Source organism: Paenibacillus sp. FSL H8-0104, assembly GCF_038050215.1.
GTDB lineage: Bacteria > Bacillota > Bacilli > Paenibacillales > Paenibacillaceae > Paenibacillus > Paenibacillus amylolyticus.
Genome location: NZ_JBBOTC010000001.1, coordinates 3038670 through 3061886 on the forward strand (window position 1 = coordinate 3038670; position 23217 = coordinate 3061886).

Below are 23217 nucleotides of genomic sequence, written 5' to 3' on the forward strand. Positions count from 1 at the left end.
GATTGCTTCCATACTAGGAATATAGATCCGTATCGTATACGATTGCCACGCAGAGGAGGAATAACAGAGTTGAATCTAGCCCACAACAAACTTTATATCGCTGCACTTGGCGGCGTGAATGAAATAGGGAAGAATATGTATTTCATCCAGTACCATCAGGACATCATCGTGATTGACTGTGGTTCGAAGTTTCCCGATGAGACATTGCCTGGTATTGATCTGATCATTCCGGATGTAACGTATTTGCTGGAGAACCTGGATAAAGTAAGGGGTCTTGTGGTTACTCACGGACATGAAGATCACATTGGTGGCATTCCGTATTTGTTAAAACAAATGAACATCCCGGTGTATGCATCCAGACTCACTCGTGGGCTGATCGAACTTAAACTGAAAGAGCATGGGTTGCTACGCAAGGCCGACTTGCATACGATCGATGCTCATTCCAGCATTACGCTGGGAGGGATCGAGGTTTCCTTTTTTGCAACCAGTCATAGTATACCGGATTGTCTTGGTATCTTTTTTCAGACCCCAGCAGGCAATGTTGTGCATACCGGAGATTTCAAATTTGATATGTCGCCTGTACATGGACCATTCCCTGATCTGCACCGTATGGCCGAGATTGGCAAACAGGGTGTCCATATTTTGCTCTCCGAGAGTACCAATGCAGAAAGACCGGGATTTACACCTTCCGAGCGTGTTGTGGGAGATCACATTCTGGATGCCTTTATCCGTGCAAAACAAAAAGTATTCATCTCGACCTTTGCGTCGAATGTCAGCAGGGTACAGCAGATTGTGAATGCAGCATTCGAGACGGGCCGCAAACTGGCACTGTTGGGCAGAAGTATGGTGAATGTGGTATCGGTGGCCAGTGAATTGGGGTATTTGCAAGTTCCTGACGGATTGTTGATTGAAGCTATCGATTCGGATCAGTTTCCACCTGAACAAGTTGTTGTATTATGCACCGGTAGCCAGGGTGAAGCGATGGCAGCATTGTCACGTTTGGCATCCGGTAAACATCCTCACGTAAGAATTAACGCCGGGGACACGGTCATTATTGCTGCCGGAGCCATTCCGGGCAATGAACGAAATCTTGCACATGTAATTGATAACCTCTATGTTCTTGGAGCACGTGTGATATATGGTTCAAGTGGTGCAGCTGGGATGCATGTATCGGGACACGGCAGTCAGGAAGAACTCAAACTGATGTTAACCCTGATGAAACCGGATTATCTGATTCCGATCCACGGTGAGTTTCGCATGTTGTATCAACACAGACTGCTTGCTGAATCCGTAGGTATAGAGCGTGATCATGTGTTTATCGTGAATAATGGGGATATGGTCCAGTACAAAGACGGCATTGCTTCGCTGGGTCCCAAAATTGCGTCGGGAAATAGTCTCGTAGACGGTCTGATCATGGGTGATGTCGGCAATATTGTACTTCGCGACCGCAGGCAACTGTCCTCCGATGGCATGCTGGTGATTGTGACTACACTGAGCAAAACGGAAAAACAGATGGTCACGTCACCCGAAATTATCTCCAGAGGGTTTGTATTTGTTAAGGATTCGGAAGAATTCATGCATGAGATTCATGAGCTGGTTCTAAACCGGATGGGTGAGTTGACCGGGGCTGGGGTGAATCAGTGGAATGTGATCAAAAGAAAGCTGAAAGATGAGATTGGTCACTATATTTACGCTCAAACGAAGCGAAGACCTATGATCTTGCCAATTATTATTGAGGTCTGAGTCAGCAAGGACAGGGATTATTCTTGCCCTGATGATCTGTGCAAACGTGTATATGGAAGTTTAACAGCCTGATGAATGTCGGATCATACTTCGGTATGAACGTCACATTGATATCAGGCTTTTGCTATTACATCGGGAATGTACCATAGACGTGCGATAAATGGAGTTGAATCAAATTCGCCATGGGTTTGCGATTCGAAGTATAATAAAAGGTAAACTAGCTAATAGAAATAAGAGGAGTCTTTATGAATAAAACGATTTCTGATATCGCTCAGATGGCAGGTGTGGCAAAAAGCACGGTCTCTCGCTTCCTGAATGGCGGATCCGTTAGTGAGGATACACGCCAGAAGATTGAGCGTATTATCAAACAATACAACTATGTTCCCAATACATTTGCACAGAGTCTGAAGGCTAAGAAGACCAGTATCATCGGTACGGTTGTGCCACGTCTTGATTCGTTTGCAACATCCCAGACATTGATTGGAATTGATGAAGAACTGCGGAGTAATCAGTATCAGATGCTGATCGCAAATACAAGTCAGGACATGCAGCGCGAGATTGATGCCATCTATGATTTTGCACGACAGAAGGTATCGGGTATTATTCTACTGGCTGCTGAAGTGACCGAAGCACATCTGAAGGCCGTTGAGGATATACGGATTCCGGTGTTATTGGTGGGGCAGCAGCATGAGCAATTGCACAGTCTGGTTCACAATGATGATCAGGCAGGTTATGAGATGGGCAGATATGTCGTCGAACAGGGTCACCGCAAGATCGTGTATATGGGGGTTAGCGAGAAGGATCGGGCGGTAGGAATCTATCGTAAACAAGGGTTCCAGCGAGCAATCGCCGAGTGTGGTGGATGTGAAGTGAAGTATTATGAGACAAGCTTTAAGATGTCTGAAGCCATCGTTACCGCTGAAGCCATTCTGAAAGAAATCACACCAACGATCATCGTGGGGGCCACGGATAATATCGCACTGGGTGTGATGAAGATTGCATTCTCCAATAAAATCCGCATACCGCAAGATTTGTCTGTTACGGGATTTGGCGGATATGATATTACGGAGATGATTCACCCCACGCTGACGACTGTGAAATATCATTATTTGCAGGCGGGCAAAGTAGCGGCGAATCACATTATTCGTCTGGTCAAAGGCGAGTCGGTGGAGGAACGAACAACACTCGACGTAGAACTAATTCCTCGAGAAAGCGTTGACAAATTATAAAAACATCCTTTATGATAATTCCATCGAACCGGTTCCATTATGAATATCCAATGCGGATATGCGAACACGGGAAGGCACTAATGCCATATGGAATTATTTTTTTGTGCCTATTGGAACCGGTTCCTATATTTTGAATGGAGAACAACTATGAAAATGACTAGAGAGCAACGCTACAGACGAATTGAGCAAGCAGAGCCTGGAGAGATTGCGAAGCTTGAAGCACAGATATCCGTATGTCCTTGGAGACAAAGTTATCACATTCAGCCGATAACAGGTCTGCTTAATGATCCTAACGGCTTTGCATATTATCAAGGCTATTATCATCTGTTCTATCAGTGGTTTCCACTTGGGACAGAACATGGCATGAAATACTGGTATCATACCCGCTCGAAGAATCTGGTGAACTGGGAAAATGTCGGGATTGGAATCGAACCGGGTGGCAGGTATGACTCACACGGAGCTTATTCCGGTAGCGCAATTGAAAAAGACGGCAAGCTGCACTTGCTGTACACGGGCAATACCAGAGATGAGGATTGGGTCAGACATCCGTATCAATGCTTGGCAGTTATGGATGAAAGCGGTTCAGTAACCAAACTGAATGATCCCGTGATCTCGTCTGTGCCAGCCGGATACACGGAACACTTCAGAGATCCCAAGGTGTGGAAACAAGGAGACACGTATTATTGTGTAATTGGTGCGCAGAGAACAGACGAGACGGGATGTACAGTGCTGTATCGCTCCATTGATCTGAACAACTGGGAGTTCCTTGGTGAAATTCGTACGCAATTAACCTCCTTTGGTTACATGTGGGAGTGCCCGGATTATATGGAGATGGACGGGAAAGGTGTACTTGTCTTTTCCCCGCAAGGCTTAGATGCAGCGGGAGATCATTATCAGAATATTTTTCAATCCGGTTATCTGATCGGTGAGCCGCTGAATCTACAGACGAGAGAGTTCAATCATGGTGAATTTCAGGAACTGGATCGTGGATTCGACTTCTATGCGCCGCAGACGATGCAGGGCCCGGACGGAAGACGTATTCTGGTAGGATGGATGGGACTTCCCGATCTGGAATATCCAACAGACGATAGTGGCTGGGCTCATTGCCTGACCATTCCTCGGCAATTGTCATTCCGTGACGGCAAGTTAATTCAACAACCGGTTGAAGAGATGGTCCAATTACGTCAGCAGGAGGAAGGGACACATATTCGCGCAACAATTGATAATGAGAGTCGATCTTTCACTGGTTTTAATGGGATTGCCTATGAACTGATATGTGAGATAGGCCATATAGAAGCAGAGGTTGTAGGCATCGAATTCCGGGCAAATGGAACTGAGAAAACGGTTCTTCTGTATGATCGGATTCAGCAGAAAGTTGTTTTGGATCGGACGATGTCTGGTGCCGAGCTGGCAGAGCAGAATGGCGTTGTACGACGGTGCACACTTACTGCGGAAGTGATTAAGTTCCATCTGTTCGTAGATTCGTCCTCGGTCGAGATCTTTGTGAACGATGGGGAAGAGGTCTTTACCAGCCGCATTTTCCCAAGCCGGGACAGCGTGGACATTCGTTTCTTTACACGCGGAGGCAAAGCTGATTTTGAAGCAACTCAATGGCATTATTAAGTATTACGTGAGAGGAATGAGATAACATGTCGGAGAATCAACGGATTGCCCAGGAAGTCATTCATGCCATCGGGGGCAAAGAAAATATCGCATCATTTGCACATTGTGCAACACGTCTTCGCATCATGGTGAAAAATAAAGAAAAGATTGATCAGAAAACGGTCGAGAACATCGACAAGGTGAAAGGCGCCTTTTTCAACTCAGGTCAATATCAGATTATCTTTGGTACGGGAACAGTGAATCGAATCTTTGAAGAGGTTGAGAAGCTGGGCATCGAAGGAACGTCCAAGGACGATGTGAAGAGTCAGGGGAAAAAAGAAGGAAATGCTTTTCAACGGGCTATCCGCACGTTTGGTGACGTATTTGTACCCATCATTCCCGTTCTGGTAGCTACAGGACTGTTCATGGGATTGCGCGGATTACTTACCCAGAATGAAATTCTGGCATTGTTCGGTGCAACACCGGATGATATCTCGGCCAATTTCCTGTTGTTCACTCAAATCCTGACGGATACGGCATTTGCATTTCTCCCTGCACTTGTAGCGTGGTCCGCATTCCGCGTATTTGGCGGAAGTCCGGTACTTGGTATTGTACTGGGGCTAATGCTGGTTAATCCCGCATTACCTAATGCTTACGCGGTAGCAGATGGATCAGCACAGCTGCTGCATATGTTCGGTTTTATACCTGTCGTGGGTTATCAGGGATCGGTTCTGCCAGCGTTCTTTGTAGGTTTGATTGGAGCCAAGTTTGAGAAGGTACTAAGAAGACGGGTGCCTGAGGCACTGGATTTAATTCTGACTCCTTTTATTACGTTAACGGTTATGATCACACTTGGACTATTCGCGATTGGTCCCGTATTCCATTCCCTAGAAGAGTGGGTGCTGCATGGAACAACTGCCGTATTGGATCTTCCGTTTGGCATCGCAGGTATTATCATTGGATTCTTCCATCAGATTATTGTCGTTACCGGTGTACATCACATCTTTAATTTCCTGGAGATTCAGCTACTGGAGAAAACGGGATTCAATCCGTTCAACGCCATCATTACCTGTGCCATGGCAGCACAAGGAGCGGCTTGTCTTGCAGTCGGTCTGAAGACCAAAAATATGAAACTCAAAGCACTCGCATTACCTTCTTCCTTGTCCGCATTTCTGGGCATTACGGAGCCAGCGATCTTCGGAGTTAACTTGCGTTATATGAAACCATTCATTATGGGACTTGTTGGTGGTGGTGTTGGTGGTTTCATCGCTTCCCTGTTCCATCTGCAAGGTACGGGCATGGCTGTAACGGTTATTCCCGGTACACTGCTCTATCTGAACAGCCAACTGCCGTTGTATATCTTGTCCAACGTAGTTGCCATGGCGATTGCATTTGCACTTACCTGGTTCTTTGGCTATAAGGATCAACCAGTTGCAGAGGAATCCGCAAGCAATGACAACAGTGGAGTAACATCAACTGAAGTTAAAGCAGTGGACTCTAATCCGCGTATTAATTCAGTTACCGATGCCGTTACAAGCAATCGTCCTAAAGTAGATCTGCTCGAAATAGCTTCGCCGATGAATGGTACAGTCGTTGCTCTGGAGCAGGTTCCTGACCCGGCGTTCTCGGAAAAACACATGGGTGAAGGCATTGCCATTGAGCCATCAGAAGGAAAAGTGTACGCACCGTTTGATGGAGTCATCGCACATGTCATGAACAAGAGTAAACATGCGGTGATTCTGGAGCATGAGACGGGTGTACAGATGTTGGTTCATATCGGAATTAATACGGTTGGACTGAAAGGAAACGGTTTTACCGCGCATGTGAATAGCGGAGATCGTGTAACTGCAGGTCAATTGTTGATTGAATTTGACATGGATGTCATTCAGGCTGCGGGTCTGCCGGTGATTACACCTGTGTTGATCCCTAGTGGAAACGAAACCATAGCAACTGTTACAGCAGCCTCAACAGGTCATGTTCAAGCCAATGGGGAAGCGGTGCTAGTAGTGAAATTCAAAGAACCTCAATAAGTGATCGTTTGAAATAGAAATGTACTGGAACATGGATGTAGAGAAATACAAAAAGGCAAAGGAACTGATGTATCATCAGGTTTCCTTTGTCTTTTTGTATTACTTTTAGCCAAAGTATTAAGACATTTTGCTTTGAATCTGTGCATGTAAGCGATTAAAAAGAGATATATCTTCGATTAAGGCTCGGTTAATCAGATTTCTTTAATCGCTTATGATTAACGGAGATATAAGGAGATCCAGAGCGTAAAGGGCAGATTACATAGGATATAAAGAGGAATATGGTCTGGAATCAATCAGGAAGGTTCTGAATCGGATACGGTTCAATTGCGGAAAGGCAGACAGAGGACTATGATTCGCACATAACGTACTTGAGATGATATATGCAGGATCTGATGTGAAGGCGAGGTAGACAGCAATGGATGAAGCAATGATTGTTGTATCAACAGGACACAGTGCAGCGGGGATGAATTTCGTGGATTTATTACTGAAAAAGGGATTAGCCTTCGTTGTGCTTGTACACAGTGAAGAGGAACGGGAACAACTTCAAACCCTTGGAGCATTTCCTGTGCGTTATATTCAAGAAACGGAAGGGATGCAACAGACTCGACCCGAATATATGGTCACAAATGCATTTGTGTTCGAGAATAATCTGCCTCAGTGTTGCCAGGATATCCAGTTGTGTCACAGCTGGTATCCGCAACATCTCTATGTCGTTTCCAGTAACAAGGCTCCAGTTGGTCTTGTATATAAAGGGCTTGGTGCGACGTATGTCATTCATAGCCAGAGTGGGAATGTTTCGTTTTTATTGTGAACGGTCATTCATAATGGATGTGGAAGGAATATCTGATTAAAAGGAAAAACGTTCTGTTCGAACCGATGGCTCTGGACAGAACGTTTCGTGATTCCCACAGGTATAGTTCAAGTGGGGAATCCTTATAACTATTATGAAGCTACGCCAACAACGCTGGTTCCATTTTTCGTGATTTTGTACGTCAGCACATCTCCGTTCCAGAAATGGAACTTAAGCGTAACTTCGCCATCATTGGTTTCATTGAAGAAGTTAGGTTTCAGCTCAATCACATTTCGTTCGTAATCTGGGCTAAATGTGTAGGAGAATTCTTTGAACGAAGTCCAGTTCTGTGGACCGGCGTTTTCTCCGTTTGCATATGTTGCTTCCATCGTTGCCAGTTGGTTCCCATTAAACGTAGTCGGAATGGCAAATGCACTGGTTGTACCTGTTGCATCGTTCAACTTAGGTGTGTCATATTTAATGATATTAAAGTTCCAGTCAGCACCTTCATTGAATCCAGCTGTGAGTGTAGCATTTACGCCCAAATCACCAGAGGTTGTCAATTTGGTTAACAGATTGGATTTTAACGTAAGCACATCTTTTTTGATCGTATAGTCTTTACCTCTTACAAGAGGGGTGGTGCCATTTTTCAACGAATTGAATTTGTTCCCATTCAGATTGAGTTTTACCTTCTTATCTTGAATGGCTTCATTTTGTTTAAGATATACGAGATCCGTTTCGGCTGTGGATGAGCGACCTGTCCAGCTGGCTTTCATGGTATCAAATAATTCCTGATCAGACCAAGTAAAACTTGTGCGACCGAAGTGTTGTCCGTTATCCCACAACATCGTTGTCATCTGTTTTTGACGCAGATATTGTCCAACAAATTCGAAGAATTTCAGTTTTTCGCCTTGCTCAATGACACCTGTGTGTTGATCAAAACCAAGCAAGCCATACTCACCAACGATAACCGGAATGCCTTTCGCTGTAAAAGCATTGTATACCCGATCAAAAGTGTCGGTAACGTCCTTCTGTACTTCCTCGTTATACTTGGTGTAACCTGCGATGTTCACACTGAATGGCCAGAACCCGTAGTAGTGAACGGTTGCAATAATATTGCTGTCATTCAATTTCTGAATGGTCTTATTCAGTTCATCCAGATCAGGTTGAGCGGAAGAGGTATGCATCGTTGGAAGTACAAGTGGACGTGTCTCGTTGTTTCCACCCGAAGTTCTTACGATCTTGTGAAAAGAAGTATTCAATTCGTCCAGCATGCGATATCCAATCGCTGCATCTGTTGTGCCGCCTTCGGAGAAACGTGGTTCGTTAACACTTTCGAACATGAGTTTATCGGATGCATCTTTGAATTTGTCCGCAATCTGAGTCCAAGCAGCGTTGTAACGTGCAAGCACGTTGTCATGGTCTTTCTCCATGTAACTGATCCAGCGCCAGGAATCATGGTGAAGATTGATCATGACGTAGAGATCCGCATCGAGGGCCCAGTTTACTACTTCTTGAACCCGATTCATGTAAGCGGAATCAATTGTGTAGTTGGGTGCGTCACCGATGTGGGCTTCCCAGGTCACAGGAATACGGATACTGTTGTAGCCCTCAGCAGCGATCGACTGAATTAGTTCCTTCGTAATGCGCGGGTTGCCCCAGGCTGTCTCATCTTCACCAACGGCGTCAAGAGAGTTACCCAGATTCCAGCCAGGCTCCATGGCGTTCACGTAGGTCTGCATTTTGCTTGGCGCGGCTGAGGTATTGGCCTGTTCGCTGTTGTCAGTTGCAGCTGAAGCCATAGCAGAGGAGAATAGAGATAGAATCATGGCAGTCAAGAGCGTAAGAGATAAGACTGATTTGCGGTTTTTTTTCATTAATATAGTCTCCTTCGAATAGAGAATGGTTGAACATGAATAGCGGTTAAGCAGGCTGAAAATAGAGCTCAACGCAAACAAAAATTCACTTGTTTAATACAGAAATCACTACCGATTTATGTACTGAAAGCGTTTTCGTAATTTACTATATCATGATTTAATATTGGACAATACCTGCACAATTGGAATAAAAATCATGTGAAAATCAGTGATTGCTTTTTAATGATAATTAGATTTAAATACCCTGGGAGGGATCTAATATGAAACTGGATGCACATCAACATTTCTGGGAATACAATGTCGCCGAGTACGGATGGATTGGCGAAGAGATGAAAACCATTCGTCAATCTTTTCTTCCGGAAAATCTTGAACCTTTATTGGTCAAATCAGGACTGGATGGATGTATTGCGGTACAAGCCAGACAATCACTGACAGAAACCGAGTGGCTTCTGCAGTTGGCAGATCGGCATGAATGTATCAAAGGTGTTGTCGGATGGGTGGACCTTTGTTCGGATGAAGTTCGGAATCAGCTTGAATTGTTCGCGTCCAATCCGTATCTGAAGGGCGTACGTCATGTCATACAGGATGAACCTGATCTGAAGTATGTATTGAGAGAAGACTTTCAGCGCGGAATTTCATTGCTAAAGGAGTATGGTTTGGCCTATGATCTGTTGGTATCCAAGGAGCAACTGCCTTATGCCGTTGAACTGGTTAAGGCGTTTCCTGAACAGCGATTTGTACTTGATCATCTAGCCAAACCCGACATAAAATCAGGTATACTCTCACCATGGAAAGAAGCGCTTGAGTCATTGGCCGCACAACCAAATGCGTACTGTAAACTTTCAGGGATGGTGACGGAAGCAGACTGGGGAAATTGGACTCCGAGCGACTTTACAGCCTATCTGAATATCGCCATAGAAGCCTTTGGTGCGCAAAGGTTAATGTTCGGGTCCGACTGGCCCGTGAGCAATGTTTCAGCTACGTATTCTGAAGTATATGGTCTCATTATGAATCACATTAATGCCCTACCTATATTAGATCAACAGATGATTCTTGGCGGCACATGTGCTGCGTTCTATCAAATATCGTAGTGGGCAATCCGAAGCTAAACCGGTTTCAAGAAGTTGACAACTGTTCTGATTCTTGCTAAAGTTTTATCCAATCCGCATAATCATGATCTGGGAATGTTACCGATATGGGCATAACCTGAGCTGGCTTGTTTACACGTAATCGTGTACCCAGGCTGGTTCGGGTTTTTTCTATTTTGTCTTTTTAATATTTTTCAGGATTTGAGCGGGTAGCTGAATTACATATTTGGAAGGAGAATGATGATGACGAATTTTAAATTTCCTACAGACTTTCTGTGGGGTGGAGCCATTGCTGCCAATCAGGCGGAGGGCGCGTATCTGGAAGATGGCAAAGGGCTGAGTATCGTTGACTTGCTACCAACAGGTGAGAACCGCAGAAGCATTATGAAAGGCAATGTTCCAGCTTTTACGCCGCTTGCTACCGAGTTCTATCCTTCGCATGAAGCAATCGATTTTTATCACCGTTACCCTGAAGACATTGCTTTATTTGCCGAAATGGGATTCAAAGCACTGCGTGTCTCCATTGCTTGGGCACGGATTTTCCCGACAGGAGAAGATGCACAGCCAAATGAAGCCGGATTACAATTTTACGATAACCTATTTGATGAATTGTTGAAAAACGGCATTGAACCTGTGGTTACATTGGCTCACTTTGATGTGCCTGTGCATCTGATCGAGAAGTATGGCAGCTGGAGAAGTCGTGAACTGGTAACTCTTTTCGAGACATACGCTACAACGGTATTCACTCGGTACAAAGACAAGGTGAAATACTGGATGACATTTAATGAGATCAACATGCTGTTACATCTTCCGTTCCTTGGGGCGGGGCTGGCGTTTAATGAAGGGGATAACATCAAGGAAATTCAATATCAGGCTGCTCACCACCAACTGGTTGCAAGTGCACTGGCAGTCAAGGCATGTCATGAGATTATTCCTGGTGCCATGATTGGGTGTATGCTCGCCGCAGGAAGTTTCTATCCGTATACTTGTAATCCGGAAGATGTGTTCCAGGGCATGGAAAAAGATAGAGAGTCCTATTTCTTCATCGATGTGCAGTCACGTGGGGAATATCCGGGTTATGCCAAACGTTTCTTCAAAGATCACGAGTTGAACATTGTTATGCAGCCGGGTGATGCGGAAATCTTGAAGAATCATACCGTAGATTATATCGGATTCAGTTATTATTCAAGTCGTACAACCAGTACCGATCCGGAAGTTATCAAAAATATGACCAGTGGTAATGTATTTGGCTCGGTAGCCAATCCATATCTGGCGAAGTCCGAGTGGGGCTGGACGATTGATCCCAAAGGATTCCGTATTACCGCCAATCAACTACATGATCGTTATCAGAAGCCGCTGTTTGTTGTTGAGAATGGATTTGGTGCCAATGACGAGGTTACACCGGAAGGTGAAGTGGATGATGCGTACCGGATTGACTACTTGAAACGACATGTAGCTGAAATGGGTGAGGCCATTCAGGATGGAGTGAACATCATCGGTTACACCAGCTGGGGACCTATTGATATTGTAAGTGCCTCCTCAGGTGAGATGAGAAAACGTTATGGCTACATTTACGTGGATCGTAATAATGAAGGTCAAGGTGAGCTGACACGACTGAAGAAGAAGAGTTTTGAGTGGTACAAAAATGTGATCGAATCCAACGGAACAAACTTGGGTGACGCGTAATTTATATTTTTCTGAATTAAAATGGTCTTGTACGGCAATAAAACATCGGAAGTTTCATCTATATAAATTGAACTAAACTTCTACACAAAACGGAGAGGACAGAAAAAAGCTGGGGATAACAGCGATCGGAAGGTTGTTCTGTCATCGGAGTAGCTAGTGTAAATATTATCTAGTTCAATTTATATAACCATGGAACTTCCGTTTGTCCCCGCATTGAAAGCGTTGACATATAGTCAGGTTCGCGCTATACTTGACGCAATTATATCGTTTCTGGGATTGTTACTACTCGAAGTAGGCAAAACCTAAGCACCAAAAAAAGCAGACCACCATGTCTTGTTTATTTTGTGATGCTTCAGGTTTTTTTTGTATGCCCAAAAGACGATGTATAACTGCCAAGAGAGTGGAACGTGACGGGGGGATTGAAGTGAAAATAGCAAAGGTTATCAACAATAACGTCATTAGCATCTATCAGGCGGATGGAGCAGAGCTTGTGGTGATGGGACGTGGGATTGCCTTTAAGAAAAAGCCGGGGGATAAAGTAGATGAGACCCGCATCCAGAAAGTATTTGCATTGAAAAACAAACAAACTTCCGATAATTTCAAAATGCTGCTGCGGGAAGTTCCGATGGAACTGATTGAAATTGTGGAAGAGATTATCACGTATGCATGTGAGAATCTGGGCCGAAAGCTGAATGAGAACATCTATGTATCTCTTACAGATCATATTAACTTCGCCATCGAACGTTATCGGGAAGGCGTGGAGATCAAGAACGCATTAATGTGGGAGATCAAACAGTTGTACAAGTCCGAATTCGAACTCGGCCTGAGGACGCTGGAACAGATCAACACCCGAATGAATATTGAGCTTCCACCCGATGAAGCCGCTTTTATTGCTCTTCATATTGTTAACGCAGAGATGAACGAAGAAGTTATTACAACGATGAACATTACGAAGTTTATCCAGCAGATTATTAATATAGCGAAATATCATTTCAAAATGGAATTTGATGAGGACTCTCTCAGTTATTTTCGCTTTATCACACATCTGAAGTTCTTCTCCCAGCGTGTGCTCAGTGGTACGCATTACGACAACAACTATGATCATTTCTATGACATGATTAAGGAGAAACATCCAGATGCCGCAGCGTGTACGGAGAAAATTGAGTTGTTTGTCAAAAAGGAATACAACCATGAGTTGACCAATGAAGAAAAATTGTATCTGACGGTTCATATCGAACGAGTGGTTAATCGATAATATTTAAATGTTGACAAAAATGGTTTTATTATAATAATATGTGATTAACAGGAATTGAATATGATTTAACTGGGATTGTTACTGGTTATGCAGGCAAAACCTAAGTCATGAGAAGGTCAGGACCATTGTGTCCCCTTGCTCAAGGCTTAGGTTTTTTGCGTGCAAAAAAATCGGTAAAGGGCCTGTTTGAGAAAAAGTGGGGGTGCAGATCATGAGTCAAGAGAAACTGGCCAAAGAGATTGTAGAACTGGTTGGCGGTGAGAAAAATGTGGAATCGCTGGTTCATTGTGCAACACGGTTACGGTTTGTATTGAAGGACGATGCCAAGGCAGACAAAGCCAAACTTGAGAAAACAGAAGGCATCATCGCAGTCAAAGAAAATGGAGGACAATTCCAGGTGGTTGTTGGTAACAAGGTGCCTGAAGTCTATAGTGCCATTGGACAGATCAGTAACATTCTGGACGATTCGACTGATAAAGAAAAACCTCGCAAAGCAGCCAAAGGGCTCGGGGGGATTATCGATATCATATCCAGCATCTTTGCACCACTTCTGGGTGTTATGGCGGGAGCCGGTATTCTAAAAGGGTTATTGTTGATTGCAAGCAATATTGGATGGCTGGAAACGACAGAAACAACATATACAATCCTGTATGCAGCAGCAGATAGTCTCTTCTATTTCCTGCCTCTGTTGTTAGCGGTTACAACAGCACGTAAATTCCAGGGAAATATGTTTGTTGCGATGACGATTGCAGGAGCACTGATCTATCCGTCCATCGTCACGTTGAAATCAGAGGGAACACCAACGGATTTCTTCGGTATCCCTGTCATCTTGATGAACTATTCATCTACAGTTATTCCTATCATTTTAGCTGTCATTGTCATGAGCAAGTTGGAAAAGTTCTTTAATAAAACACTTCACGATAGTGTGAAAAACTTTGTTACGCCATTGTTTTTGCTAGTGATTATGGTACCTCTGACATTGCTTGTATTTGGACCATTTGGCGTATACGTTGGTAATGGAATTGCAGCCGGGCTTGTTGCCGCTTTTGGATTCAGTCCATTGCTCGCTGGAGCTGTTATGGGTGCAAGCTGGCAGCTGCTCGTTATATTCGGAATACACTGGGGTCTGATCCCAGTATTTATCAACAACGTTGCAGTGTATGGACAGGATGGGGTTAAACCCGCTGCGACAGCTTCGATCTTTGCTCAAACGGGTGCTGCTTTTGGGGTTATGCTGAAAACCAAGAACAAAAAACTGAAAACGCTGGCTGGATCATCCACGTTGACGGCTCTGTTCGGTATTACGGAACCGGCCATCTATGGGGTAACATTACCACTGAAACGTCCATTCATTGCAGGAGTTATCGGTGGTGCAGTTGGTGGAGCTATCATTGGTCAAGCGGGTACTTTGGCATTCGCATCCGGCGCACCGGGCTTGCTGACCTTGCCAATCTTCTACGGACCAGGTGGACAAGGTTTCCCAGGATTGATTCTGGGTATTGTAGTATCCTTTGTTGTTTCGGCTGTACTGACGTACATCATGGGCTTCAAAGATCCGGTTGAAGAAGAAATAAAAACCGAATCTACGACATCCGATCAGCAATCTGTTCGTGCAACGAATGCTTCAGACGAAAATGTATTTAGCCCAATCGAAGGAACGATTGTTGAATTGTCGGAAGTTCCGGATCCGGCCTTTGCATCGGGAGCAATGGGTAAAGGGATTGCGATTGAGCCAACTGTGGGCAGAGTTGTTGCGCCTTTTGACGGCACAGTTACCGTTGCATTCAAGAAAAAACATGCCTTGGCTGTAGTATCAGACACCGGTGCTGAGATATTGGTTCACGTGGGAGTTGATACCGTTAAATTGGACGGACAGCATTTTGTGTCCCATATCAAGGAAGGGGACAGGGTCCAAGCGGGAGATCTGTTGCTTGAGTTCGATATTGCACAGATTAAGGCTGCTGGTTATCACACGGTAACACCGATTATCGTAACGAATTCCGCCAACTACGAGGAAGTAATTCCACAGGCTACAGGTCAGGTTCATAGCCAGGAACTTCTATTGAAATTAAGTAGCGGTAATGACCAGGAACAAAAGTAGTTTGATGTACTAATCTGATGGTGTAGTGTTTTCATCGTTCCGTTGACATGGTGGAATTGGAAAATTATAATTAGAATTGTACATCTATACATGATAATGAAAGGTGGATTATTGAATATGACACATGCAATGAGACTGCGCTTCCTTCCTTTGAATCGGTAATTGAATACGTTCAAAGGCTCTGACTATTGGTTCAGAGTAAACGGGATCAGTCTGTCATTTTCAATCATCCTGACCTTAAGATAAGTGTTATACTCGATTACCCGTTTACGTTGAATCACAGGCCGTGGCCTGTGATTCTTTGTTTTTTCTTCTGATTATCTTAATCAGGTAAATAATTAGGTACAGGCGCTCAATACAGACTACTGGAGGTAACCGCTATGATGACGTTACTGTTCTATTGATACGAGCTGGCACGATAAGCTCGTATCGATAGAAGCGTGCTTCGCTATCGATACGAAATAAATCTTATTTCGGAGGTAGCGAATATGGAAAAGATATGTTTTGAATTAGAACAGGTTGAGATGACCTATATGGATAAAGTAATACTGAACATTGAGCGACTGGCTGTGCATCAACTGGATCGCATTGGTGTAGTGGGTGGTAATGGTCAGGGTAAAAGTACATTGTTGAAACTCATTGCGGGACAGATCCAGCCAACAGTCGGAAAGGTAAAACGTTTTGCAGAGTTTGGTTATTTGGAACAAGTGGAACCGCCCCAGTCTAACGAAAGTATCGAAGTTGACGGGGCTTTACTCAGTAAATTAGCGATACCTCAACACGATCAGCCATGGAGTGGTGGAGAACAGACCCGTCTAAAACTGGCTCAAATGTTCACTCATTATCATGAAGTACTGTTACTGGATGAACCAACGACACACCTGGATCAAGAGGGCATTACATTTTTGCTGGATGAATTGCGTTATTATTATGGGGCGCTTGTGCTGATCAGTCATGATCGTGCGGTTCTGGATGAACTGGTGACCACGATCTGGGAAATCCATCAAGGTGAGGTTCGCGTATATTCCGGCAACTATAGTGATTATCAGGCACAGAAGAGGCTGGAGCGTGAACAACAAAACCAGGCCCATGAGCAGTTTTCCAAGGAGAAAAGACGATTGGAGCTGGCCGCTCGGGAAAAGATGAAGAAAGCCGAGAAAATAACGCAGGCCGGAAGCATGTCCAAAAAAGAATCCAAGGCAAAAACAAACCGTATGGTTGAAACCAAATCCAAAGGCACCAGTCAAAAAGCGGTGCACCGCGCAGCTAAAGCGATTGAACAGCGGATGCAACAACTTCATGAGGTTAAAGCGGTGCAAGAGGATCGGCCTATGATCTTCCGTCAGCCCAAGACACTGGAGCTGCACAATCGATTTCCGATTATGGCAGATCGCCTTACACTTGAAATGGAAGGTAACGTATTGCTGGAGGATGTAAGTTTTCAGGTTCCATTAAAACAAAAAATAGCGATAACCGGAGCCAATGGCAGTGGGAAAAGCACATTGCTTAACCATGTTTTCCATGCTGGGGATCACATCACAATGTCTCCAAAAGCAAAGCTCGGTTATTTTCAGCAAATGAGCTATCGTTTCACGACAAAAGAGACCGTATTACAATTCCTGAAAAATCGTTCGGAATATGAGAAATCAGAGCTCAGAAGTGCGTTGCATGCGATGCAGTTTACAGGTAATGACTTGCTGAAGAATGTTGGGACATTAAGTGGAGGAGAAGCGATTCGTCTTCAATTATGTCACTTGTTTCTTGGACAATATAACATTCTATTGTTGGATGAGCCGACGAATTTTCTTGATATGCATGCATTGGAAGCGTTGGAGCGTTTTATCAAGGCCTATGAAGGGACGATTCTGTATGTATCTCATGATCAGAGGTTTATTGAAAATACAGCGGATCAACAATTTCAGATTACAGAGCGTCAATTAATTCAGGTGAATATATAAGTTGAACTAAAGAAGATTTACACGGATCACTCCGATGACAGAACAATCTTAGAGGAAGAGAAGTACCGAAAACCGCCAAAGTGATTTTGGCGGTTTCGTCGTTTTCAAAGATAGGCAGATTAGTTACCTTATGTAGCTTCTATTAAGAATCCGCTTTTATAACCGTTGAATGCATGTTACCTGTGAGACGTTGAGGTGGGAAAACCATGCGCACTGGCGCAATGATGATGGCAGCAAATACAGCTTTGATCAGATCACCAATTATGTAAGGATAAAACCCTTGAATCATGGCCTCAGGTAAGTCCATTTTGAAAGCATAAGCAAGCCAAGGGACCCCGGATACATAAACAAGCAATGAACCAAATAGTTCAAATACAACAAAAGCGAGAATAAATCCTGTTACACCTTTGATGTTGATTCGTGCAAGCAACAATCCAATCAATAAAGCGGAGAACGGCCACATCATCACATATCCTCCGGTAGGTCCAAGAAGTACTGCAAGTCCTCCGGTCCCGTGCAGCAAGGGGAATCCAAGAGCGGTGAGCAGAACAACCATCGTGACACTTAGAAAACCATAGAGTGGACCAAGTAATCCTCCGGCCAGCATGACAGCCAAAGTTTGTAATGTTATCGGTACTGGGGAGAAGCCAATGGGAATGCTTATGTAACCAAAAAGTACTAAAATTGCGGCCATAAGTGCGCTGAATACAATGCCTCGCAAAGATAATTTCATGTTTGAACAATCCTCTCCATTTTGGTAATATGATTGTTAACCAATTATATAAATGTGGTTAACGATTAGGATCGTACCACATAACAATAGAAAGGGAAAGGACTAATTTACGATGCAAGGCAACCTGCCTATAATTACATTAGAAGATGTTCGAGTGCATTATGCTTCCGAAGGTAGTCAGGTGAGAAAAGCACTGGATGGGGTCTCACTTACGCTGCACCAAGGAGAATGGATTAGTATTGTAGGAGCGAATGGCAGTGGGAAAAGCACACTTGCTGGACTACTGATCGGATTCGTTCCGCTATCGGGAGGGGTACGGAATATTTCGGATGAACTTACTGTTCGGGGTGTACTGCAGCAACCGGATGCACAGGTACTTGGCGATACGATTGAAGAGGAGTTTCATTTTGCGCTGTCACCATTGATGGATTCTGTAGAAGAGCAATTGGAGCGCAGGCAGGATGCATTACATACCGTAGGACTTCAATATCCCCCGGAGAAGGCTGTCTCACAATTATCCGGTGGACAGAAACAACTGCTTAATATTGCTGTAGCACTCGCAGCCAAACCGGATATATTGATTCTGGATGAGCCAACAGCCATGCTTGATCCGGGAGCAAGGGACAGGATGGAAGCCATTGTTCAGAAGATTACCCAGCGGGGTACAACGGTGATCTGGATTACGCACCATCTGGAGGAAGCAACCCTGTGTGATCGAATCATTGCTATGGAGAGTGGACGTAGTGTGTACGACGGGGAGCCGAAGTCCTTTTTCTATGAAACAGAGTTGAATGAGAAGGCTACTAGGGAAAATGAGCAGCTATCCCCCTGTGAACGGTTAGGATTGGACCCTCCTTTTACTGTAAAAACTGCGTTATTGCTCAAGCAAAAAGATATGATGCCAGAAGCCATGCCACTGCGACCTGAGCAATTGGCCAAGGAGGTCGCACGTTGGAGATCAAGCTAACCAATATACGTATAGAAGCATCGGCATCGGGCAAACGTGCACTGCTTGAAGATGTGAGTGTACAGTTGAACAGTGGGGAAATCACCTTGCTGCTGGGCTGTACGGGTTCAGGAAAAACGACTTTACTACAGACGTTGGCTGGTCTAAGACCGCCCGATACTGGAAGTATCACATTGGATGGCACTCCTTTCTGGAAAGAAGGAAAAGTGCCGCAGTCGATTTTATTGCAAACGGGACTATTGTTTCAATTTCCGGAACAGCAACTGTTTGCCCGAAGTATTCAGCGTGAATTCTCATATTCTCTGCGTCCCTATCGACTTTCAGAGAAACAGCAACAAGAGCAGATCACAAAAGCACTGAACCAGTGGGACCCGCCAGTATCCTCGGAGTTGGACCGGCGTTTTCATCTGGACAGGTCGCCATTTGCTCTAAGTGGGGGAGAGAAGCGCAGGCTTGGACTTGCTCTCGGAAGTGTGACCAACCCACACTGGCTTCTGCTGGATGAGCCGAGCGCCGGGTTGGAAGCGCAAAGTGTCGGGCTTTTGCTGGATGTACTGGAGCAACATCGTCTGGCAGGTGGTGGGGGTGTGGTAGCAACCCATGATCTGGATACATTTTTGCCTTGTGCGGATCGAGTATTGTTGTTGCAGGAAGGCCGTCTAATCGCTGATCTTACGCCGAGAGAACTTCACAAAAGACCTGAACTGCTGGAGCAGACAGGGATTGGACTGCCACCATCGATGAGACTAGCACAGCAGTTAAGAGCAGCGGGTCTAGAGCTGCCTTTGACCGCGATGACGGCAGAAGAGATGGCTGAAAGTATTGTTCAGTCCACGTCAGTTGAGGTGGGGATTCAGAACGGATCGAAAGAAGCATCAGGGACGGTAACGATGGAAGTCAAGAGCGATGTAATGAAGTATGAAAAAAAAGCACTGAAGCTGTCGTCCGTTAAAACTGAAGATGATCCAAAGCTTCTTCCGAACACATTGACTCATTCAGGCGGATTATATGGCGTCATGGACCCACGTCTGAAATGGATTTTGTATATTTTGCTGGTCACCGCAGCTATGATTCAACAGCAATGGCTGGGATTGACGTTAACACTGGTGCCGGTAGTAGCAGCACTTGCCGTGCTTCCGCGTCAGACTTTGGCTGGATGTATGAAATTAATGAAGCCATTATTATTCTTTTTCATCATCTCAACGGCGTTATCTGGGACAACTCTTTCAACAGAGGGAGGAGGTCTGCACTTTGGTTTTTCCCTGGGTCAGGCGGAGGGCACTTTGTTGAATGTGTATCGTTTGTTTATCGTCACATTGGCAAGCCTTTGGTTTTCGTTGACGACACCTTATGGGCGAATGGTAGAAGGGCTGAACTGGGTACTCGGTATCGGTAAAAAGATCAGGTTGCCCGTAGCTTCGTTTGCTCTTGCTGTATCGTTAATCTTTCGGTTTATCCCGATGATCTGGAGTGAGTGGCAGCGATTCTCACTGATCGTACGAGCACGTGGAAAGGCAGCATTAAGACCAAATACCGTGCGAATTCGTGACCTAGGTCCGATGGTGATTCCCTTGTTAATGGCACTGTTCCAACGTGCAGAGGATATGACCATTGCGATGGAAATGCGTAAAGTTAGAGAGCACTCTACGCTTGGAGGACGTTCATCGTTATTGGTATGGTCCAAACGTGATACCTGGTTTAGCATGGCTGGCCTCATTGTTTTTGTACTATTAATATGGATTCGCTAATTGTGATGGCGATGATTAACGTGATTAATCCGGTGATGAATATGACGATGGATTAGAACAATAAACGCAGTGTTTTCCAAAGATCATGCATAAATGCATTTGTCCTCGCTCACAATAAGTGGACGTTGGTCATCTGAAGTGGATCAGGAGGGATAAACGATGAAAGATAAGTTTTTGCGTGAAGAACGGCAAGAATATACCGATGTGTCTACGGTGGAGTCGCAGCGAAACGATATCACACTCGAAGAATTCCCGGAGGGCCCTTACGGTTCATCTTTACTATCCGAGTCTCTTGGGAAAAGTTCTCCGTGGCGGGTGGACCAGCGGTCTGCACATCGTTTTGATTATGAAAATCATGAGCTTCACGAGGGGGAAGTACGGGATTATCCAGGTCAGGATGTTTTTGACGAAACGGTTCCGGATAACGTATCCAAACCTCAATATACGGAAGAGTCGTAAAGGGATTTTGATATAAATTAGAGCGTAGCCTCCGACAGGTTTTATCCTGTTCGGGGGTTATTTTCGTTGTGTTTAATGAAAACAAATCTCCTCCAATTCCACATTATGGGTTATTATGTTTGTAGCTCGAAGTAAAAATTTGGTTGAATATGCGGGGGGACTTGGAATGAGAGAGATCGATTATAGTCAATATTTCTGGCAGGATGACAAGGTTAGATTGCGTGCTTTGCGTGAGGAAGATTGGGAAGATCATTATTATAACCGCTTTGATACACCCGCCCGTCGGTTATTAGAGTGTGCAGTAGAGTTGCCGCCAACCCATGTTGAAGCGAAGAGTTTCACGGAAAACTTCTCTGATTTTTCTTTAGCCAAAGGACGGATCATGTTTACAATTGTAAATATGGATGGTGAAAATGTCGGAGGTGTGAATCTGAACAGCATTGATGAAAGGAACGGTACCTTTAGCATTGGCATTCAAATTGACAGGGATCATCGAGGAAAAGGATACGGAACCAGAGCCGTTCGAATCTTGCTGAACTATGCCTTCTTCGAGCGCAGGCTAAACAAATTTAATGATTATGTACTCCAAGGAAATGAACCTTCCGCAGCAATGATGAGAAAACTTGGATGTGTTCAGGAAGGTGTGCGTCGCCAGGTGATCTATACGGATGGAAAATACCAGGATCTGATCCTCTTTGGATTAACCAAAGATGAGTATATGGAAAAAGAGGGGCTTGCTTGAAGTAAAGGCTAATAAGCTGAAATTAAGTGTGTAGTAGGAGGAACTATGAACCAACCCATACTAACCGATGAATTAATCATCGATTGCAAGGATATTTATTTGCGCGAGTATCGAATTGAAGATTTAGAGAAATTGCAAGAAATTACGTGGCAACCTGAGGTGTATGAATTCTTACCGGGATGGAACGCTACGATTGAAGATAGGAGCCTGTGGCTCACCGAATATGAAATTCCTGAGAATCAGCGTTTTAAACAAGCTGTGGTGGCGGGAGGAGACATCGGAGATTTATACTTACGTATGGCTATCGTACTCAAAGAAAATGACGAGTTTATCGGATGGTGTTGCTCAGGGATTAAGGACGAACTGCCAGCACCCAATCGGGAGATTATGTACGGTATTTCGAAACACTTCAGAAATCGTGGTTACACCACGCAGGCGCTCAAAGGAATGATGTAGTATTTGTTTGAACATACAAACGTGGAAGTGTTAAATGCCATCGCTTTGACTACCAATCCAGCATCTAATAAGGTGATACAGAAATGTAATTTTGAACGGGTCAGCTCGATCGAGATTGAGGATGAAAAGTATAACCATTACCACCTGCGTAAGCAACAAGGTCAATTTTAATAGAACGTAGTCCCATAGTGAAGGGCTATAAAATGAAAGTTTCGGATCAGGTTGGACAGTTATTGCTCTGGCTGTCTGATCTTTTTTGTATTTATTTTAAGAAGCTACTGAGGAAACTTTGTTAGGATACGTGCTCCCTTACATAAATGCAAAAGGTTAATCTATAGCATAAGGCTTGTATTAATAATTTTCTCCTCGATAATAGCGCTCCAGTTTGTTATCCAAATGAACAAGCTGCGCTTTTTTCTCCTCTATATCATTCAGCAACTTTTGCTTTTGATCCTCAATCAGCTTGGTTCTTTCCTTCAGCGTGGAGGTTCCTTCGTTGACCTGATCATAATATTTTTTGATGTCTTCCACACTCATCCCGGTTTCGCGAAGGCATTTGATAAAAACCAGCCAGTTCAGATCATCCTCCAAGTAAAGACGGTTATTCTGCTCATTTCGTGCAGCAGGTTTCAGCAGTCCCTTTCTTTCATAAAAGCGGATCGCTCCAATGGAGATTTCAACTTTTTTGGCTACTTCTCCAATCGTTAACATGTTAACCCCTCTTTTATAAAAATAATTTGACCTACACTAAGT

17 protein-coding genes and 1 pseudogene are annotated in these 23217 nt (G+C 44.4%); 15 read left to right on the forward strand and 3 right to left on the reverse strand.

Annotated elements, in window-relative coordinates:
* The first annotated feature begins 69 nt into the window (after nt 1-69).
* From NST38_RS13720 to NST38_RS13740, 5 genes are all read left to right on the forward strand, one after another.
* Nucleotides 70-1743 (forward strand): ribonuclease J, encoded by a 1674-nt coding sequence (locus NST38_RS13720; protein WP_076249490.1) that lies wholly within the window; start codon nt 70-72, stop codon nt 1741-1743.
* Between the two features lie 245 nt (nt 1744-1988).
* Nucleotides 1989-2972, forward strand: a complete 984-nt coding sequence (locus NST38_RS13725; protein WP_036670711.1) for a LacI family DNA-binding transcriptional regulator — start codon at nt 1989-1991, stop codon at nt 2970-2972.
* Between the two features lie 147 nt (nt 2973-3119).
* The gene (locus tag NST38_RS13730; RefSeq protein ID WP_076249489.1) at nt 3120-4595 is read left to right on the forward strand and encodes a glycoside hydrolase family 32 protein; all 1476 of its coding nucleotides are present in this window, start codon (nt 3120-3122) and stop codon (nt 4593-4595) included.
* Nucleotides 4596-4621: 26 nt separating this feature from the next.
* Nucleotides 4622-6604: a sucrose-specific PTS transporter subunit IIBC gene (locus tag NST38_RS13735; RefSeq protein ID WP_076249488.1), complete on the forward strand. Its 1983-nt coding sequence runs from the start codon at nt 4622-4624 to the stop codon at nt 6602-6604.
* Between the two features lie 415 nt (nt 6605-7019).
* Complete coding sequence (locus tag NST38_RS13740; RefSeq protein ID WP_076249487.1) at nt 7020-7415, forward strand: hypothetical protein; 396 nt, start codon at nt 7020-7022, stop codon at nt 7413-7415.
* 131 nt (nt 7416-7546) lie between these two features.
* On the opposite strand, the gene NST38_RS13745 is transcribed toward NST38_RS13740, so the two are convergent.
* On the reverse strand, nt 7547-9271 hold the full coding sequence (locus tag NST38_RS13745) for a cellulase family glycosylhydrolase (protein ID WP_076249486.1): 1725 nt from the start codon (nt 9269-9271) through the stop codon (nt 7547-7549).
* A 260-nt stretch (nt 9272-9531) separates the two neighbouring features.
* On the opposite strand from NST38_RS13745, the gene NST38_RS13750 reads away from it, so the two are divergent.
* From NST38_RS13750 to NST38_RS13770, 5 genes are all read left to right on the forward strand, one after another.
* Nucleotides 9532-10362: an amidohydrolase family protein gene (locus tag NST38_RS13750; RefSeq protein ID WP_076249485.1), complete on the forward strand. Its 831-nt coding sequence runs from the start codon at nt 9532-9534 to the stop codon at nt 10360-10362.
* 240 nt (nt 10363-10602) lie between these two features.
* Complete coding sequence (locus NST38_RS13755) at nt 10603-12045, forward strand: 6-phospho-beta-glucosidase (RefSeq protein ID WP_076249484.1); 1443 nt, start codon at nt 10603-10605, stop codon at nt 12043-12045.
* 424 nt (nt 12046-12469) lie between these two features.
* Nucleotides 12470-13300, forward strand: coding sequence for a BglG family transcription antiterminator LicT (licT, locus tag NST38_RS13760; protein WP_076249483.1), 831 nt, complete (start codon nt 12470-12472; stop codon nt 13298-13300).
* A 211-nt stretch (nt 13301-13511) separates the two neighbouring features.
* A complete protein-coding gene (locus tag NST38_RS13765; RefSeq protein ID WP_076249482.1) occupies nt 13512-15401 on the forward strand; it encodes a beta-glucoside-specific PTS transporter subunit IIABC in 1890 nt (629 codons plus the stop codon).
* A 488-nt stretch (nt 15402-15889) separates the two neighbouring features.
* Nucleotides 15890-17359 carry an Msr family ABC-F type ribosomal protection protein gene (locus tag NST38_RS13770; protein WP_341343989.1) on the forward strand — a complete coding sequence of 490 codons (1470 nt, stop codon included), beginning with the start codon at nt 15890-15892 and terminating at the stop codon, nt 17357-17359.
* A gap of 142 nt (nt 17360-17501) precedes the next feature.
* Here the strand turns inward: NST38_RS13770 and NST38_RS13775 are convergent, their stop codons facing one another.
* Entirely contained in the window at nt 17502-18092 is a 591-nt protein-coding gene (locus NST38_RS13775; RefSeq protein ID WP_074094877.1) for a biotin transporter BioY, read from the reverse strand.
* A 112-nt stretch (nt 18093-18204) separates the two neighbouring features.
* On the opposite strand from NST38_RS13775, the gene NST38_RS13780 reads away from it, so the two are divergent.
* The 5 genes and pseudogenes from NST38_RS13780 to NST38_RS13800 all read left to right on the forward strand — a co-directional run bounded on the left by NST38_RS13780 (nt 18205) and on the right by NST38_RS13800 (nt 22635).
* Entirely contained in the window at nt 18205-19059 is an 855-nt protein-coding gene (locus tag NST38_RS13780) for an ATP-binding cassette domain-containing protein (protein WP_076249481.1), read from the forward strand.
* Nucleotides 19044-20807, forward strand: coding sequence for an ATP-binding cassette domain-containing protein (locus tag NST38_RS13785; RefSeq protein WP_076249480.1), 1764 nt, complete (start codon nt 19044-19046; stop codon nt 20805-20807). The genes NST38_RS13780 and NST38_RS13785 overlap by 16 nt, the downstream gene beginning before the upstream one ends.
* A 159-nt stretch (nt 20808-20966) precedes the next feature.
* Nucleotides 20967-21266: a hypothetical protein gene (locus NST38_RS13790; RefSeq protein WP_017688728.1), complete on the forward strand. Its 300-nt coding sequence runs from the start codon at nt 20967-20969 to the stop codon at nt 21264-21266.
* 166 nt (nt 21267-21432) lie between these two features.
* A complete protein-coding gene (locus NST38_RS13795; protein WP_076249479.1) occupies nt 21433-22008 on the forward strand; it encodes a GNAT family N-acetyltransferase in 576 nt (191 codons plus the stop codon).
* A gap of 45 nt (nt 22009-22053) precedes the next feature.
* Nucleotides 22054-22635, forward strand: a pseudogene (locus NST38_RS13800) (GNAT family N-acetyltransferase).
* 180 nt (nt 22636-22815) lie between these two features.
* Here NST38_RS13800 and NST38_RS13805 read toward each other — a convergent pair.
* Nucleotides 22816-23175, reverse strand: coding sequence for a MerR family transcriptional regulator (locus tag NST38_RS13805; RefSeq protein ID WP_076249478.1), 360 nt, complete (start codon nt 23173-23175; stop codon nt 22816-22818).
* Nucleotides 23176-23217 lie beyond the last annotated feature (42 nt).

Excerpts from the sequence above, each read along its gene's own strand:
- NST38_RS13780 (WP_076249481.1), top strand. The coding sequence starts at position 18,205 with ATGCAAGGCAACCTGCCTATAATTACATTAGAAGATGTTCGAGTGCAT.
- NST38_RS13790 (WP_017688728.1), top strand. The coding sequence starts at position 20,967 with ATGAAAGATAAGTTTTTGCGTGAAGAACGGCAAGAATATACCGATGTG.
- NST38_RS13725 (WP_036670711.1), top strand. The coding sequence starts at position 1,989 with ATGAATAAAACGATTTCTGATATCGCTCAGATGGCAGGTGTGGCAAAA.
- NST38_RS13735 (WP_076249488.1), top strand. The coding sequence starts at position 4,622 with ATGTCGGAGAATCAACGGATTGCCCAGGAAGTCATTCATGCCATCGGG.
- NST38_RS13795 (WP_076249479.1), top strand. The coding sequence starts at position 21,433 with ATGAGAGAGATCGATTATAGTCAATATTTCTGGCAGGATGACAAGGTT.
- NST38_RS13730 (WP_076249489.1), top strand. The coding sequence starts at position 3,120 with ATGAAAATGACTAGAGAGCAACGCTACAGACGAATTGAGCAAGCAGAG.
- NST38_RS13740 (WP_076249487.1), top strand. The coding sequence starts at position 7,020 with ATGGATGAAGCAATGATTGTTGTATCAACAGGACACAGTGCAGCGGGG.
- NST38_RS13770 (WP_341343989.1), top strand. The coding sequence starts at position 15,890 with ATGGAAAAGATATGTTTTGAATTAGAACAGGTTGAGATGACCTATATG.
- NST38_RS13775 (WP_074094877.1), bottom strand. The coding sequence starts at position 18,092 with ATGAAATTATCTTTGCGAGGCATTGTATTCAGCGCACTTATGGCCGCA.
- NST38_RS13755 (WP_076249484.1), top strand. The coding sequence starts at position 10,603 with ATGACGAATTTTAAATTTCCTACAGACTTTCTGTGGGGTGGAGCCATT.
- NST38_RS13745 (WP_076249486.1), bottom strand. The coding sequence starts at position 9,271 with ATGAAAAAAAACCGCAAATCAGTCTTATCTCTTACGCTCTTGACTGCC.
- NST38_RS13750 (WP_076249485.1), top strand. The coding sequence starts at position 9,532 with ATGAAACTGGATGCACATCAACATTTCTGGGAATACAATGTCGCCGAG.
- NST38_RS13805 (WP_076249478.1), bottom strand. The coding sequence starts at position 23,175 with ATGTTAACGATTGGAGAAGTAGCCAAAAAAGTTGAAATCTCCATTGGA.
- NST38_RS13765 (WP_076249482.1), top strand. The coding sequence starts at position 13,512 with ATGAGTCAAGAGAAACTGGCCAAAGAGATTGTAGAACTGGTTGGCGGT.